Annotated in this window: 12 protein-coding genes; 3 read left to right on the top strand and 9 right to left on the bottom strand. The window is 69.5% G+C overall.

Going from position 1 to position 13,495, the window contains the following annotated elements; all coding sequences use genetic code 11:
• Positions 1-595: TnsA-like heteromeric transposase endonuclease subunit (locus AAW14_RS38390; protein WP_265569109.1), on the bottom strand; the 595-nt coding region annotated here is incomplete at its 3' end.
• Positions 596-740: 145 nt separating this feature from the next.
• Positions 741-2,135 carry a DNA-binding protein gene (locus AAW14_RS38385; RefSeq protein WP_265569107.1) on the bottom strand — a complete coding sequence of 465 codons (1,395 nt, stop codon included), beginning with the start codon at positions 2,133-2,135 and terminating at the stop codon, positions 741-743.
• 493 nt (positions 2,136-2,628) lie between these two features.
• Here AAW14_RS38385 and AAW14_RS38380 point away from each other — a divergent pair, with 493 nt between their 5' ends.
• Complete coding sequence (locus AAW14_RS38380) at positions 2,629-3,594, top strand: hypothetical protein (RefSeq protein ID WP_265569106.1); 966 nt, start codon at positions 2,629-2,631, stop codon at positions 3,592-3,594.
• 294 nt (positions 3,595-3,888) lie between these two features.
• Here the strand turns inward: AAW14_RS38380 and AAW14_RS38375 are convergent, their stop codons facing one another.
• From AAW14_RS38375 to AAW14_RS38365, 3 genes are all read right to left on the bottom strand, one after another.
• Positions 3,889-4,794, bottom strand: coding sequence for a hypothetical protein (locus tag AAW14_RS38375; protein WP_265569105.1), 906 nt, complete (start codon positions 4,792-4,794; stop codon positions 3,889-3,891).
• Complete coding sequence (locus AAW14_RS38370) at positions 4,791-5,348, bottom strand: RNA polymerase sigma factor (RefSeq protein ID WP_265569104.1); 558 nt, start codon at positions 5,346-5,348, stop codon at positions 4,791-4,793. The genes AAW14_RS38375 and AAW14_RS38370 overlap by 4 nt, the downstream gene beginning before the upstream one ends.
• Positions 5,349-5,810: 462 nt before the next feature.
• The gene (locus AAW14_RS38365) at positions 5,811-6,083 is read right to left on the bottom strand and encodes a hypothetical protein (protein WP_265569103.1); all 273 of its coding nucleotides are present in this window, start codon (positions 6,081-6,083) and stop codon (positions 5,811-5,813) included.
• A gap of 107 nt (positions 6,084-6,190) precedes the next feature.
• Between AAW14_RS38365 and AAW14_RS38360 the strand changes: the two genes are divergently transcribed.
• Positions 6,191-6,343: a hypothetical protein gene (locus AAW14_RS38360; RefSeq protein ID WP_265569102.1), complete on the top strand. Its 153-nt coding sequence runs from the start codon at positions 6,191-6,193 to the stop codon at positions 6,341-6,343.
• A 411-nt stretch (positions 6,344-6,754) separates the two neighbouring features.
• Positions 6,755-6,991 carry a hypothetical protein gene (locus AAW14_RS38355; protein WP_265569108.1) on the top strand — a complete coding sequence of 79 codons (237 nt, stop codon included), beginning with the start codon at positions 6,755-6,757 and terminating at the stop codon, positions 6,989-6,991.
• 307 nt (positions 6,992-7,298) lie between these two features.
• Here the strand turns inward: AAW14_RS38355 and AAW14_RS38350 are convergent, their stop codons facing one another.
• From AAW14_RS38350 to AAW14_RS38335, 4 genes are all read right to left on the bottom strand, one after another.
• Positions 7,299-9,254 (bottom strand): hypothetical protein, encoded by a 1,956-nt coding sequence (locus AAW14_RS38350; RefSeq protein ID WP_265569100.1) that lies wholly within the window; start codon positions 9,252-9,254, stop codon positions 7,299-7,301.
• 414 nt (positions 9,255-9,668) lie between these two features.
• On the bottom strand, positions 9,669-12,323 hold the full coding sequence (locus tag AAW14_RS38345; RefSeq protein ID WP_265569098.1) for a DEAD/DEAH box helicase: 2,655 nt from the start codon (positions 12,321-12,323) through the stop codon (positions 9,669-9,671).
• Between the two features lie 37 nt (positions 12,324-12,360).
• A complete protein-coding gene (locus AAW14_RS38340) occupies positions 12,361-12,672 on the bottom strand; it encodes a hypothetical protein (protein WP_265569097.1) in 312 nt (103 codons plus the stop codon).
• Positions 12,669-12,986, bottom strand: coding sequence for a hypothetical protein (locus AAW14_RS38335; RefSeq protein ID WP_265569096.1), 318 nt, complete (start codon positions 12,984-12,986; stop codon positions 12,669-12,671). The genes AAW14_RS38340 and AAW14_RS38335 overlap by 4 nt, the downstream gene beginning before the upstream one ends.
• Positions 12,987-13,495: the final 509 nt, after the last annotated feature.

Here is a 13,495-nt window from a genome sequence, read left to right as displayed (position 1 = left end):
CGGCCTCCCTCAGCCCGGGGCGGCCGGCGTTGCGGGGGTGGCGGTAGCCGGCCAGCCACTTCAGGTTGGCGGCCAGAACGTCGTCGAGCGGTGGGAGGCGGCGGTAGGTCCAGCCGATCTGCGCGCACGCCTCCGTCACCGCCTCGGTGGCCTTCATCGCGCGTTCGCCGCCGGCGTCGGGATGGCTGGGGCAGTCGGCGAGCAGGGCGGTGTCGTCGGTGTAGCGTGCGAAGTGCTGCGGCACCCAGGAACGCACCTGCCCGCGAGGGTTGCGCCACAGCAACCGTACCGGCCGCCCCGCCAGGGCGGTCACGCGCGGATCGCGGTCGAGGACGATCAGCTGGGTGCGCATCGCGTTCGAGCCCGCAGAAACGTGCTGTCCGGTCGTGGCCGACCACCACAGGCCCGGTCCCCACCGCCGCCCCGGGATCACCGGGAACGCGGACACCGGCGCCAGGTCCTCGAACGCCACCGCAAGGGCGGCGTCCTCCCACCGTTGCTGGACCACCTGCCCGAGGGGGTCGAGAAAGACAGTCTCGAACCCGGTATGGTGACCGGCCGCCACCCGCCCTGCCCGGCTTCCTGGCCCGGCCATATCTGCGTTGATCACCTGCTTCAGCCAAGCCGTATCCGCCTGCAGCCACCTGGTTTTGGGGATTCCTGCCACGAACGGGTACCGCGTGCGCTAACGGTTGACGAGCCCACTCTGACGACTGCTCCGCGCTTCCCGAAGCGGGTCTTCAGTCGCCGTCTTCCTGGCCGGCCGTCAGCATGTTCATCAAGGCGTCGGGAGACATGTCCGCCCACTGGGCCACCTCTTCCCAGGGCATCCCGGCGTTCACCGCGACCAGGGCGGTCCGCTTCCAGGCGTTGTCGATCAGGCCGGCGCTGTGGCGGAGGTTGCGCAGAAGCTGCCGGGCGACGTCGGCGGTCGGCCCGGTCTGCACTCCGCGCAGCTGGAGCAGCTGTTCCTCGGCGCTCTCGATCGCCCGGGTGATCAGCGTGCGCTGTTCGGCGGGCACCGCCGCCCGCCACATCCTGCCCGAGCCGGGCGCCTTCTTCTCCTTGCCCAGCACCCTCAGTTGCCCGGCCATGGTCGCGCTCTGGTGTTCCTGGCGCAGCCACCATGGATCGTTGTCGTATCCGGGGAGCCCGCCGGCGCCGCGACGTAGGCGGATGACGCTGCCCATCCAGGAGGTCAGCGGGCCGCCGTAGTCGGTCGCGGCCAGCGGCCCCAGCCACGGCCGACCGACCCGCTCACCGAGCCGGCGGCAGAACGTCCCGTCGGCGGGCAGCGCCCGCGGCCGCCCGGCACCGCTGTCCAACCACGCCAGGTGGGCCATGGCCGGGTCCAGCAGCGCGTCGGCGACGGCCACCACCTCGGGGAAGACGATCGCGTCCCGCCCCACGATCCGCCACCGCTCCAGATCACCCCCGGCGTCACCGCCCGCGACCTGGTGCAGACGCCGCGGCCACACCGTCTCCCGCTCCCAGTGCAGAGCCTGCTCCCACCACCGGGCCACCACCGCATGCGCCAGCGCGAACACCCGCTCCGGATCGGCCCCGGCCCGCACCGCCCGCCGCGCCACCCCGGTCCACCACCGCTGCGCCTGGACCACCTCCGGCAGATCCCGCAGGTCGAGGTGCTCGAGGGGCTGGTCGGCGTCCGCGTTCTGCAACCACCGCCCGTGCCGGACACACACCCGCGACCAGAGCGGCGCGTACCGCACCACCCGCACGGCCGTCCCCGTACGCCGGGCCGCGCACAGGCGGCAGCCGAACGCCACCGGCCCGGCGACCGCGCCGCCGATCCGCCACGCCGCCGCCGGCACTGCGTCCTCTTCGGCGGGCAGCTTGACGTCCTCCTGTTCCCAGGACGGCAACGCCCGCGCCAGCACGTTGTCCTTGACGCCGCACAGGCTTGCCAGGAGCTGCCGTCCTGCTGCGTTCAGCAGCACCTCGGCATCGGCTCGCGCGCCCCCGCCGTCATGCCCGGGCTGGTAGTTGCGCCAGTGCCGGCAGGACCGCAGCGCCTTCGCTTCCAGCCCGTAGCGGCTCGCGATGCGGCAGATCAGCGACGAGGTCGTCTCTCCCGGCAGGGGAGCGGTCCGCAGTAGGCCGGGGTGATGGGTCACTCCACCAGGGTCTCGTGTTCGCCGTCCCGGGCGGGCGCTTTTGCAGCGGATGCTCAGCGGATCAAGCAAGGCGGCGGTCGGTGGTGTCGGCCCGTTCTCACGGCGCCCCCGCTGAACCGCGGTCTTCTCAACTCGAAGCTGCAGACCTCTACCTGTAGCCGGCGCCGGTGAGATGCCGCGCGCGGCAGGACGCGGCATCTCACCGGCGCCCAGGTCAGCACGAAGAGACGGACGTGTGGACCAGATGGAGCAGCTCGCGGACCAGCCCGCCAGCCAACGTGGCGGAAGCGGCGTAGAACGCCGCCTGTCCGAGGCCCTGGACAAGACGATGGCGGGCACGTCGCCGCTTCGGGACGGGGCGGTGCGTACGGTGGGACATGACGGTCTCCGTTCAGGGGATGAGTCGGCTGCCCCCGCACCGCGTGTTCCTGGCAGGGATACGGTGCGGGGCGCAGTTTCTGCAGCCCCAAGCCTTATGGCTGACGTGCGCTGAATGCAGCTCCTGAGGCTCGAATCTCGATGTAAGTTCGGCGCCATGAACGGGAATCGGGCCACCACGTGGGTCGAAGGGACTTCGGCCGACCTGGTTGCCGACGCGCACGCTCTGGGTGTGATGAAGGCCAGTCCCAGGATGGTGACCTCTTGGGTCGAGGACGGGATGCTCGCCAACCCTGAGCCGCGCAAGACCAGCGCGCACGGCAGCGATCCGCGAGTCTTCCCCCCGGAGCAACGTGAGTTGTTCACCAGACTTCTCGAAGCTCGAGAGCGTTCCCCGCTGGGGCGCATCCCGCAACGCTCGCTGATCCGCGTCGTGCTGTACCTGTGGCTGATCGACGACACGATCGTGCTCACCCCGCAGGCGCGCCGAGCCTGGCGCACCCACGCGCGCGCTACTGGCCAGACGACCGCCGTCCGGCGCAGCGAGAACGTCCGCGCCATCGTTGAGCAACTCGCCCACTCCTCAGCCACCTTCAAGCAACGGCGCGCCGCCCAGCTCGTCCTCGAGGGAGGCGAGCGGACGGGCCGAATCGACATCGACAGACTGACTGCGGTCCTCACGGAGTTGTACTCGCCCTGGCCAGTCCAGCCCGGAATGCCGAGGATCGAACGAGCCCTGGCCGGCCCGTTCGGGCCCGTCCCCGTCCAGCACCACATCGCGATGTGGAAGGCCAGAGAGCAGACGATCCGCCGCCTTCGGCACGAGGAGATCGACGAGCGAAAGCTCGACCGGGTGCGCGCCGTCTTTCGGCCAGAGTGGGCGGATTACCAGGCTCGTCGGCCCGCCCCGGCGACCATCGGCGCCGGAGAGTTCGCGGCGTACTTCGCTGAGCCCGACACCATGGAGGGCCGCGCGATCGAGGCGGTTGATGCTTTCGTGGGCACGCTCGCCGGCGAACTCGGGCTGATCGAAGCCGCCTCCCATGCCGCAGAGACGGCACGCCTCAGACTGGCGCGCTGACGGCCCGAGGCCGGTCAGCGAGCAGTTGGTCCAACTTCAGTGGCAAGGTGTCCCGGTTCGGTGTCACTGGACAGCCGCGCCTGCCTGATGATCATGGCTCGCTAACGGCACTCAGTGGAGCGTCACACCGTCGACTTTCACGATACCTCTACCGTCAGCCGCGGCGACAACCTCTTGCTTGAAGACCAGCTCCGGAACTGGTCCGAGGAACGCCGCAGCCGCTGACTGGTGCGCCCCGTGCGGGCTGAAGCCTGCTCTGCTGGCAGCGGGGGATCGCCGTCGCCGGAGCCGAGTTCACGCGCACGTGAGGCTGTCGGGGATGTTGGTCATACCGCGTTGGGTGATCACGTAGATTCCCGATCCCGGTGCGGTTTCGACCGAGTCGAGCTTGAGCAGTTCGATGTCCACGTGGGGCGGCCAGCTTGTGGATGTCTCTGACCACCACAGCCCGTCCAGTTTCACCCCCGTCAGGTTCGCCTGGCGCAGGTCTGCTCCGATGAAGTCGTCCAGGAGGCTCAGGATCGTCTCGTAGTCCGGCAGGAGGCTTTCGCTGAGACCAAGGCGGCCGACGACCTCTGAGGTCAGGACGCGCAGCAGGTCCTGAGCTCGCGCGAGGGCACCTTCCAGGGCAAGGGCGTAGTGCGCGTGACCGTGATCTTCGACGTACTCGAGCACCCACAGCAGGTCATGTGCACACAGGACGGCCTGGGCGGGAAGTGCTTTGGCATCGCAGTCGACAAGGAGCGCACGAGTGCAGTTGGCAGCCATCATCCGGTCGGTGTCGAACTGGTGATTCGGACCGTAGTCACTGCGGGCTTCCTCCTGCTGTGCCAGGTCTCGGGCGCGTACAAGAGAGCGCACCGTTGCATGAGACAGGTGCAGGGCATGCGCGAGAGGAGAAGTCCGGACAGCGAGGCGGGCCTCCACGGACACCGCTTCACGCCACGGGCCGGGGTCATGGCACTGCTGTGCCGAAGGGGGTTCGGCTGGCAAGAACCTGGGTGCATCGACGTTTCCGGCCAAAATGGCCGCTAGCCCTCCCGACAGATCCAGGACGCTGGCCAGCCCGGATTCGAGCTGCGCCTGGTCCCTCTCCAGCCCGATCTCGCGCAGACCGGCATTGAGGTCAAGAAGGTCTGCCAGCTCCGTGTCGAACTGCAGGTTCAGCTTCGCCCACCACTGTTCGAACACGTCTGTCATCGGTCTTCACGCTCCTCACGCTGTGCCAGGCGAGCAGCAAGCACGCGGCGGGCCTTGAGGAGACTGGCGCGTACGGTTTCAGGACTGATACCCAGCTCCTCGGCGATCTCCGCAGGCGAATGACCGTCGTATTTCCAGGCCATGATCTGCCGCTGCCGGGGAGGAAGATCGGCCAGCAACCGCAGAAGATCCTGCTGCTGCTCCCATTCCGCAGCCGCGTCCGGCGAGGCAAGGAGCGAGGAAGGCTCTGGAACCTCCTCACAAAGATCCGCATCGGCGCGGCTGATATGCCGAATGAGTTCTCGAGACGCGACCCGCCGCGCCCAGGCAGGCGGGTTGCTGATTTCAGACCACTTCCGGAACGCCGTGGTCATGGTCTCCTGGGCGATCTCCGCCGCTATCGACAGGCGCGCTCCCTGCCTGATGAGGAAACCGACCAGCTTCGGCGTGAACTCCCGGTAGAAGGCCTCGAATTCTTCGGTGGAGGGGAAGGCGGAAGCGCTCTGGGCCGGCTGTGCCGTGCCCGTGGCTTCCCGCGGCTCGCGGTCACTCATGCTCGCTGCTCCCGTTCACGACAAGACGAAGCCGGGTTCCGTCCCCGCACCGTCCGTCGAACCGCCCTCCCCGGGGTAGGGCCTGAGCGATACCAACGAGGTAGGCACCGCGCGTCTGCTCTTGCCGCACGCGCCAGCGAAGGCGAAGCCACAAGGCCAACGTGCTGGTGACAAGGCCCGTGAGTAGGCCCAGAGTTGAGGAGTCCATACTAGGTAGAGGGTTTCGAGCCGGTGAGCGTGAACTGCTCACACGAATCGCGAAACGACACCACCCTCTCCTGCGCCAGAGGAAAGGACGCCCTCCCGTCCTGGCCGCCGTCGACCCGTACGTCGACCGTGACGTCCTCGCCCGGCAGATCGCCCGCGAGGAAGAGCAACGCCGCGCCCTGGCCCCCTTTCTGGACGGCTGGGACGCGGCGGGCGGGGGCGCACCCTCGTAGTGCTGTTCCGGCGCGGGGGCGCTCAGGCGGGTGCTGGTGCCGGGCGCAGCGATGCCAGAGGGGAGCGCCGGTCTTTCTCCACCGCGCGCAGCTGCTCCCAGTCGACTTCGGGGTGGGCGGGGACGACCGCGTCGACGGACGCCGTGGTGTAGAGCGCGACGTCGACGGCTCCGGCCCGGCTCGTGCCGAAGCGGACCTCGATCGACTGCGGTGAGCGGACCCAGCCGGAGCCGGGCGGCGGCTTGCTCGGGTCCGAGCGGGGTGTCGGCGGCGACCAGGTCCGCCAGGTCCTCACGGCGGCAGACCTCCGCGACCTGGCCGGGGTGGTGCAGCGTCCCGTCCGGGTTCGCGCTCAGGTCGACCAGCAGGCCGCGGTCGACGAACCGCCGCACCACGAACGCCGTGACGTTCGCCTTCTCGCCGATCACGTTCCGGGTGCCGAGTGCGTCGCCGATCCGGTCCGCCGCCGCGCTGCCGCCGATCGGCGGGGAGGACATGGCGGCCCGGATGGCGTCGGCGTCCAGTGCCTCCACAGCGGCCCGGGACCACTGGTAGGACGACGCGTCCGGGGCAGGGATGAGGCCGGTATGGCGGGCCCACCGGAAGACGGCTGCGGGCACCTTCAGTAGCTTGGCGGCCTGGCTCGCGTCGTATTCGTTCGTCGCATGAGATCACCTCTCGCTCGTTCGCCGGAAGCGGTGGGACGGAACATGGCAGAGAATGCTAAAAGCTGTCAATTCCCCCTCGAAATAGGCAAGTTGGACGCGCACCGCTAGGACTCCGCCCGCGTACGCGAAGGAAAATCACCCGCCCGGGTGCCGCTCCAGACCGGGCCGGACCGCCGTGGTGGGGCCGACCACAAGCCCAACCATGAGGCCGACCACGCCGGTCGCGACCCCCGACCACAGCGCCGGACGGGGCGTGTCCGAAGTGACACATAATTCGAACAAGCGATCTAATGCCGGTATGGACGTGACCGACTTCCCCGACGACCTGGTGCAGACGCAAGCCGCCTGGAACGCCACCTACCAAGCACTCGCCGCACCCCGCCCCCGCGACACCACAGCCCTGCGCCGCCGCCTGCTGCGCCTGTCTGTACGGCTGTGGTGGCACCCCTACTGGGAAACCGTCCCCTCGGCGCCGGCGGTACGCTCCGAGCTGCGCCACCTCGCCCGCGCCCACGGAGCCGTCCGAGCCGCGTGACCGGTCGCCCCGGTCGACCAGGAGCACGAGGTTGCGCCAAGGGTTGCGCCTATCTGTTGCGCTGGATGTTGCGCTAGGTGTTGCGCGGCCCGCAGGAACGTCTCCGTGTCCGCGCAGGTCACCACGCCGTTTTGCCGTGGTCGGATCGCTGACATCCCGGTTGCGGCTGCTCTGCCCATGTCCTTTGGATGGAGTGAAGGAGGAAGGGACAGGCGGGATGGGCGGCGTGGCCGCGGCCGGGGATCGGGGCGCGCTCAGCCGGGGGCGCGTCGCCGGGACCGCCGCGCCGCGCCGTCCGTCAGCGCGGTCACGAGCGCGCTATGCGTAGTGCGCTCGGGGTTGGTCGTGCGGTCGGAAGGACGCCGGCCACGATCAGGCGGGGAATTTCCGTCGTGCTCCGGGCGTGCCGGACGATCCAGATGCTGTCATCAATGTCGCGGTATCCGGCGGAGTGGTCACTGGCGTCGCCAACGAGGAGCAGGGCGAAGGGCGGCCCGGTAGCGGTGTGGTTGGCGGCCTGGGCGAGGTAGTCCCGTTCGACAGTCTCATGGGTCTTCCACCGTGTGGTGCGCCATTTGATTTCGGCGACGAAGCGGCTCGCAGGATCGGGCGTATAGATGACATCTGCACGCCCGCCTGCGACGTCCCACTTCTCCCGTGTCACGGTGCCTGGCGGGAATAGGGGACTGATGTGCTGGTGGAAATCGTCCTGGAGGTGTTTCTCGTTCCATGCTGCGACGGTGCCGTCGGCTTTCTTGCGCGCCGGCCCGAGGTAGGCAGTGCGCTCGCCGTAGAGGTTCGCCTGGGCATCGAACCGGTCGTAGAGGAATCGCAGAAAGTGCTCCAGCAGGGGGGTGAAGTAGTGGCTGTCGCGCGGCTTCCAGGCCGGGCTGGTCTTCAGGATGTCGAGCAGGGTCTCTAGGTGGGCGTCCACGCGGGCGTTGCCTGTAGGGCTGTAGCCCTTGGTGAGTTGGTGGGCGAGCTGGTCGAGCTGGTGAGGGTCGAGGTCGTCGCGTAGGCCGCTGGCATCAGAACGGAAGAGCGCGGCAAGTGCGGGACGACCCTCGAGGGCTTTTCCCGGCACCGCCTCCTGCCGTGCCGTTTCACCAGCCGGCTGCTGGCGCCGCCGGTGCACGGCGTCGTACAGCGTCTGGGCGTCGGGGTGGTCGGTGAACTGGGGGTCGTGGGCGAGGGCTTGCTCGAGCTGGTGCAGCAGGCCCTGACTGCGCACGAACGGCGCTTCCACGGCCGGGCTGATCAGTGCCGTGAGGCTCGGGGAGTCACTGGCGGGGGCGTGGATGCTGCGACTGGCGAGGTAGATCTGCAGGAGGTCGTTCAGGGCGTCGGGAGGGTTGTACCAGCTGGGCTGGTCCAGGTATGCCTGTGCTGCGTTGAGGGTGGTGACGAGCTTCGACCAGGCGCTTTGGGTCAGGCTGCGGGCGCTGAGCCAGTCGAGCTGGTGCATGCGGCCGGTCCAGGCGGCGAGGTGCGCGGCCGTGGTGTCCAGCTGGTCGGCTGCGTTGGTGAGCCGTTGCCGGGCGCTGTTGTCACCCGTCGGATTCTGTTCAAGGTCGGCGAAGGCGAGGACGGCTTCGATGGCGGCGGCGTGGGCGCGGGCGTCCAGGCGTGCCTCGTGTGTGCGGTCGAGCTCGGTGAACCGCATCAGGGCTCGTTGCAGTTGTTCGTCGGCGGTGTTGCGGTCGGCGGCCTCCAGAGCGGTTCGCTCGTCGGCCATGGCAAGTTCGAAACTCGCGTCGGCTCGGGTTGCCGGGTTCAGGTCGGGCTGATTCTCCAGGGCGTGGAGGACGTCGAGGAGATGGTCGGTGTCGGCTAAATGGTCGCGAGCGATACCGATCAGGATCGGCAGACGATCCAAGGCGTCGGCAGCTTCGGTGCCGGTGATCTCGGTGAGCAGCGCCAGCAGACGGTGCGGGGAGCCTCCCGCTACCGCCAGGCGCAGTAGGCCGGCGATCGCTGGCTGGGCGAGGGCGGCGTCGCAGTCGCCAGCGAGCGCGTCCTCTGCGAGCGCGGCCAGATCTCGTACGGTCCGGTTGCCTAGTCGGGCGGCGAGCTCTGGCCGGGTGCACACGACGTCGAGCGCGTCGGCGAGGACCCACGCAGAGTGGGGCTGGCGCAGGCCCCGAGCCGCAGCCGCAAGCAGGGGCGCAGCCTGATCGGCCGGGACGGTGTCGAGGCCGTGGGCCAGCGCGGTGAGAAGATAGGGCAGCTGAGGCCCGGCGGCCAGTGTGTCCGCCTCAGCCACGACGGCGTCTGCTCCGCCCAAGTCCTCCAGGCGGGGTCCGGCGTCTAGTTCTTCATCGCTCGCCTGGCTGGCTCACTCTTGGAGGGCCTGGTCCACGCTCGGAGCCACTGTCCTCTCCTTCCTCAAGGCCCGTTGCCCCCATGACCACCCAGCGGCCCGCACATGCGAAGCACGCACCCTCATGGCCCATTGGAAAAGGGCTGGCAACGACCTTCCCTTGCTTCGTAACCTTCTGCACACGCAGCGTAAAGCCGACACGATCTCTTCGTCGACAGTGCGGACAGCGTGGATCATCTCAACGGAGGCAGCTCTCGCCATTGCGGCGAGACAGTACGAGACCCCGGGCATCTGCGGCCCGGGGTCTCTCTGTGCTCTGGGATGTCCGACTAGTGCAACGACCCGCCGACGGGAGCGTCACGCCCACTCCACGTTGAGCTCCCGCAGGGCGGCCAGCTGGTCCTGGGCGAGCTTGTCCCGCCTCGATTTGGTGTTCGAGACCCACACACCCAGCTTCACGACCACCGGCTCCGCCTCGCCGTCGACCGTGATCTCTTCGCTGTGGCCTCTCGGCACCGGCCGGTGGCCCTCCCTCTCCACCCACTGCGTGAGGGCCGCCAGGCCCCGCTGGAACGCCTGCTGCGCCTTGCTCTGGCCCTTCGTCGCATTCTTGGCGGCCGGTGCCTCAGCGGGCGTGACGTCCAGTTGCGACAGCCGCTCCTGCTGCTCGAGCAGGAGCCGCGCCCAGGTGCCCGGCTGCTTCTGCTGCTGGAGCCACTTGCCGATGTCGTCGCCGTCCATCAGCACGCTGGGTGCGATGTCGGGCAGCTGGCCGTCGGCGTCGACTAGGTCCGCTAGGACGCGGTAGTGCCGCTGCCAGTCCAGCGGCCATGGGCAGTCCCAGTCCGGGTCGATCTCCGTCAGCTGTGCCGCGCGCACGGCGGCCCGCTTGGGGTCCTTGCCCAGGCCGTTCTTCGCACCCTTCCGCCGGAGGTTGGCCATGTGCTGACCCACCGGCACCATCGCCTCGCCCTCGCCCCACACCGCGTCCTGACGCGGCGCGAGGTGCCCGGTCGCCCGCCGGTAGGACCGGAGCGCGGCCAGCTTGGCCTCCCACGCTTCCTCGCCCGGCTCCCAGACCATCCCGGCCTCCGGCGCGTCCAGGAGGACCTTGCGCCGGTCCTCCAGCTCCCCGGCCCGCAGCGCCTTGCGCTGCTGGTGCACCCACCGCCCAAGCGGAAACGCCTTGGTCGCCCCGACCTCGACCTCAACGTCGTAGGGCACGGCGTAGACGCCGGTGATCTCGTTCTCCGCCCGCCACCGCAGCAGGGCCTGGTAGCCCTCCAGCCACACCAGCGACTCCGGCCGGTAGACCCGGGTGCGCAGGAACGCGGCGATCGTCGCCGCGTCGCGGGGAGAGGAGAAGTGCAGCAGGGCGGACTCGGCAGCGGCGTCGGTGTCGTCCTGCTCCTGGTCCTCGCCGTCGCCGCCGGCCCCGACGATCCGCCCGTCCTCATCGCGCTTGAGGTGGACCTTGCGCTTGCCGCTGGTGAGCGCGCGGGAGGCGAGCTGCTCGACCAGGCGCTCATCGTGGCTGCGCAGGCCCTGGAGCACCGCCACGAGCGGCCTGAAGCTCGCGGAGGCGACCATGTCGGTCGGGTCCTCACCGGGCTCCAGGAACACCGGCACGATGATCCTGGCCACCTTCGTGCTGCCGTCTTTGTTGAGCCGGAGCGCGCGGCCGATGTTCTGCACGATCTCCACCTGGGAGCCGCGGGTATCCGCGAAGCACACGGCCTCGACTCCCCGCTCGCCGGTGATGTCCACGCCCTCCCCGAGCACGCGAACGCTGGCGAGGAACGCGCGGTGGACCCGGCGCCCGGCTGCGTCGATGCCGTTGGCGAACTGCCTGATGACCTCGCGCCGCTCGGTCACAAGGTGTTCGCCGCACAGCCACGCCGACCACACCCGGTCCGGCGGGACGTGGCGGCCAGCCTCGAGTTCGTAGAACTCCGCGTCGATGGAGGACTTCGGCAGCTTGTCGGCGGCGGCCAGGTCGTCGTCGGTGGCGTCGTTGACGTACAGCTCGGCAGCCGTCTCCGGGAGCTTCTCCGCGAACGCGGCGGCCTCCTCCACCTTCTGGTGGAACGTCATGACGGTGCGCAGATTCCACGCGGCGGCGTGCTCCAGGAGCGCGGTCTGCAGGAGTGCCAGGCGCCGGCCCCGCCGCGCCTCCTCCGACTCCCCGAGAACGGGCGAGGGGTCGCGGATCTCCAGCACGTCGATCTCAAATCCCGCAAGGATTTCGCGCTCGATCGCCTCGCTCAGGCCAAGCTCTGCGAGCCATGCGCCGTAGGTGCCCTCCGGGTCGTCGGCCATCGTTGCGAGCTCCACCTCCTGGCCGTCCGCGCCCTTCTGCGGCCGGGCCGCGGCGAGGATGCGCGGGGTGGCGGTGAGGTAGAGCCGGAAGTCCGCCGGGATGCGGGCGTTGTCGTGGATAGCCGCCCATGGCCGACCAAGATCACCGGCGGTTCCGTGGGCCTCATCCACGATCGCGAGGTCGAAGCCGGTCATGCGCTGGCCGTAGAGCCGGTCTCCGCCCGCCAGAGCGGCCTCCAGCGGCCCGCGAACCTTCCGCTGACCCTCGGGTGCGTCGATGTCCTCGCGGTCCACGAGAGAGGCGTACGTGGCGAACACGACCACCGGCCCGGACCCGGCCCACAGGGCGAGCTGGATCGGGTTCGTGGTGGTGCGTACCCCCAGCTCCTTCAGGACCGCGTCGTTCTCCAGCGAGCACACGGCGACCATCGGGGCCCGGTGGCCCACCAGGCGCCACGCCTGGGCGGTCTGCGCGAGCAGGTCCAGGGTCGGCACAGTGACGAGGATCCGGCCGTCCGCGAACGACTCCAGCGCGCACGCGGCGGCTGTGATCGTCTTGCCCGAACCGGTCGCTGACACGATCGTGCCCCGGGCACCCTGCGGGGGCACAGATGACCTTGCAGGGAATCCCACCCACCTGCGAAACGCGGAGCGCTGATCTACCTGGTGTTCCTTGAGCTGAATCGCTGACATTTCCATGCCTCCCCGAGCGGTCAATTCCTGTGGTCTTTCAGAGGGCCGCGTGCGGAATGCAGGCCGCGCCCAAGTCGTTCCAGATCGACGCATCCGCCTTGTGCCAGCCGCCTGGCTTTCCGTCCTTGAAGGGCGGCTTGTCGTCCGGGTCGTAGTGCCCGGCATCGAGCGTGCAGACGATGACGTCTCCGTCCGCGTTCCGCGTCCGGGCCGTGCACAGACCGCCGGCCTCACCCAGTGCCTCCAGCGCCCGGCGCCGCGCCGTGGTGTGCGGATGGGTGCGCGGCAGCACGTTCTCCCGGACGAACCTCTCCAGCCGCACCAGGCCGGCCCGCTCACGCTGCCTCACGTCCGCGATGTGTACGGCCAGTTCAGCGGCCCCGGCCGACTGGCCGCCGCGCCGCGACCAGTCCCGGTCCGCGATGCCCACCAGGGCTCGCTCACGGCCGTCACGCCGTCATCCCAGCCGTCCGAGAACAGCGAGCCCCGAGAGGCCGGCGCCATGCCGCCCAGCTCCACCACCTGGCACTGCGCCCCAGCAACCGCCCCGGCCTCCAGCGCGGCCACCAGGTCGTCCGCCTCGCTCGCGGGCACGCCGTGCGCCTCCAGGAGCGCGAACACCTTCAACCGGGCGTTCACGCCCACCGTCTGGCACTGCGTCACCCGGCGGACAGAATCGCTGCTCAGCGCGGGAACGGGTCCGGTAGATTTCGTGGTGACCGGTCATCTGCGGTCGTTCCTCTCGGAATTCCGGGGAGTTCCCGGGCGGTTGGGGGGTGTCTCGTGTTTCCGCCAACGGTACATTGTGCATCAATCTGATGCACCCACTACACTGGAACCTGACACAAACGAGCGACCCCCCACCTTCCGTAGCCAGCCCGGCCCGCGTCAGCGGGCTCAGGGGACTGGAGGCGCAGCCGGAAGGACCGTCAGGCGGGGGAGCGCAGCGGACTCGCCGGTCAGGCTGGAGCGAAGCGGAAGCCTGATAGCGGGACGGAGTCCCGCCGGTCCGGGAGCGCAGCGGACGGACCGTCACCATGCTTGCGCAGCAAGCATGGTGTGCGAGTGGCGCAGCCACCCAGCGCTCCCGCTCCGCGGGAGCGAAACACCCGGCGCGCAGCGCCGGGTGTTCGCTTGCACATCGCGCAGCGATGTGGTACCCGCTCCGCGGG

It is taken from the genome of Streptomyces hygroscopicus, assembly GCF_026168105.1.
Taxonomy (GTDB): Bacteria; Actinomycetota; Actinomycetes; order Streptomycetales; family Streptomycetaceae; genus Streptomyces; species Streptomyces hygroscopicus_D.
This window is presented reverse-complemented; position numbering and strand designations above follow the sequence as displayed.